At 63.9% G+C, this 1,992-nt stretch carries 3 protein-coding genes; all 3 read right to left on the bottom strand.

Going from position 1 to position 1,992, the window contains the following annotated elements; genetic code table 11:
• Window positions 1–79 precede the first annotated feature (79 nt).
• Window positions 80–1,348 carry a tyrosine-type recombinase/integrase gene (locus IEZ09_RS45815; RefSeq protein WP_189260133.1) on the bottom strand — a complete coding sequence of 423 codons (1,269 nt, stop codon included), beginning with the start codon at window positions 1,346–1,348 and terminating at the stop codon, window positions 80–82.
• Window positions 1,349–1,356: 8 nt separating this feature from the next.
• Entirely contained in the window at window positions 1,357–1,575 is a 219-nt protein-coding gene (locus IEZ09_RS45820) for a helix-turn-helix domain-containing protein (protein WP_189260134.1), read from the bottom strand.
• The coding region (locus IEZ09_RS45825; RefSeq protein ID WP_189260135.1) for a DUF3631 domain-containing protein at window positions 1,575–1,992 on the bottom strand (418 nt) is incomplete at its 5' end. The genes IEZ09_RS45820 and IEZ09_RS45825, both read right to left, overlap by 1 nt.

A 1,992-nucleotide genomic window follows, 5' to 3' on the forward strand; every position in this document is an offset into this window, starting at 1 on the left:
GCAGGTCAGAGCCCCGATCACCACATCCGGTGATCGGGGCTCTGACGTTTCGTCTCAGTTTCAGTCTCAGTTGTGGCCGCTAGGCCGGTATCGGGACGCCTGCCGCGCCGTCATCGTCGTCGGTTTTACCGGCCGATCCGTTGGGCTCCCAGAGCAGCCCGCCGACGCGCTGCGCCACGTCTCGCCGGATGGAGGCGGTGATGTGCTGGTACTTGGCAGCCATCGCCGTGTTCGACCAGCCCATGATCCCCATCACCGTGCGCTCCGCGACGCCGAGCAGCAGCAGCACCGTTGCTGCCGTGTGGCGGGCGTCGTGCAGCCGACCGTTCGGCACCTTGGCAGCCTTCACGAGGGTCTTCCACTCGGTGTAGTCCGTACGCGGATTCAGTGGACCACCGGTCGCCGTCGTGAACACGTAGCCCGTCTCGGTCCAGAGCTGCGCCGCTCGCCGACGCTCCCCGTCCTGGGTGGCCTTGTGCTGCTTGAGCAGCGTCACCAACTCGTCGGGAAGGCCAATGCCTCGGGTGCCTGCCCGCGACTTGGTACCGGCCGTCTCCTGCCGCAACGGGACCCGCTGTGGGCAGTGCCCGCCGAGCTTGCGCCCACACGGCTCGTCGTCGCATCCGTGCTTCCACCGAGGCCGCAGGCGGCTACGCCGCACGGTCAGCGTCCCGAGGTCGAGATCCACGTCGGTCCACTTCAGGCCCAACGCCTCACCCTGCCGCAACCCGAGTGCGAGAGCGATTGCCCACCGAGCGCTGTTACGCCGCTTCTGCGCGGTCTCCAGCAGCCTTTTAACCTCGTCCACCGAGTACGGCTCGACCTCGAAATCCTCGATCTTTGGAGCGCGAGCGATAAGGGCGGGGTTCTCGGTGATGTACTTGCGTCGCACCGCGATGTTCAACGCTGCCCGGATGGTGCGGTGCACCTGGTGAGCGCGTGACGACTTCGAGCCTTCTTGAATCATCTTCCGGTACAGCTTTTCCAGGTGTTCCGGTTCGAGCTTGTCGATTCGGTGCTTGCCGATACCGGGAATGAGATGCACACGTGCCGCTACCTCGTACGCACTGAACGCGTTCTCCGTGATCGCGGGTGGAGCTACGATGTTCTCCAGCCAGTGGTTCAGCCACTTCTCGACCGTCCACGCCTTACCGGTCTTGCGCACCTTGCCTGCGTCGCGCTCCTGTTCGAGCTTTGCGACCTTGTGCGCGACCTCGGGCCGTGTCTTGGCCTGAACGTGTCGCCTGTCCGGGCTGCCGTCGTCTTTGGTGCCGACCGTCACGCGTCCATGCCAGTAGCCGTCAGCACCTTCGTAGATGCTTGATTCACCATTCGACTTGCGTCCCATTGCTCCCCCTACGCGGCTTCCGGGTTCGGAGTGCCGTTCATGAGCTTGTTGACGTAGTTCGTGAGCGCCTGCAAAGGAATGCGGCGCAGACGACCGATGTGCACCGATTCGACGGCGCCAGTGGTGACGAGTTCGTACATGAGCGTGCGTCCGATGTTGAGTCGCTTTGCCGCCTGCTCGACGGTCAAGACGATGTGCTCGGCAGGCGTTTCGGTGTTTTCGTTCATCACTGCTCACCCTCCGAGTTGTCGTCTTCCTTTGACTTGGGCAGGTAGCGCGCCCATGCGTCGCTGAGTCCGTTGGGGCCGTCGACGACGTAGCCCTTGAACGTTTTGCTGCCGTTCTTGAAAGCGGCGACTTTGACGCCGTAGGCGCTGAGTTCGGTTGCCAGTTGGCGGGCGTTGATGGGCCTGCCGTAGTAGTCGCCCCACGGTGCTTCGTCCATGCTGTGCAGGACTGCAAGGATTTCCACGGTGCTCATGCGGTTCACGCCTCGGTCGGCGAATACGGTGCGGAGATCGGACAGCAGCCGGATTCGATCTGACGTCGGGTTGGTCTGTGCTGCGGTCACGAAGTGCACGCACGCTTTACGGGCGCGTTCCGGCCATTCGCCGCCTGCCTCGTCGGCGATAGCGAGCAGCGGT

This window comes from Lentzea flava (assembly GCF_014648475.1).
GTDB classification, from domain to species: Bacteria; Actinomycetota; Actinomycetes; order Mycobacteriales; family Pseudonocardiaceae; genus Lentzea; species Lentzea flava.

Excerpts from the sequence above, each read along its gene's own strand:
- IEZ09_RS45815 (WP_189260133.1), bottom strand. The coding sequence starts at position 1,348 with ATGGGACGCAAGTCGAATGGTGAATCAAGCATCTACGAAGGTGCTGAC.
- IEZ09_RS45820 (WP_189260134.1), bottom strand. The coding sequence starts at position 1,575 with ATGAACGAAAACACCGAAACGCCTGCCGAGCACATCGTCTTGACCGTC.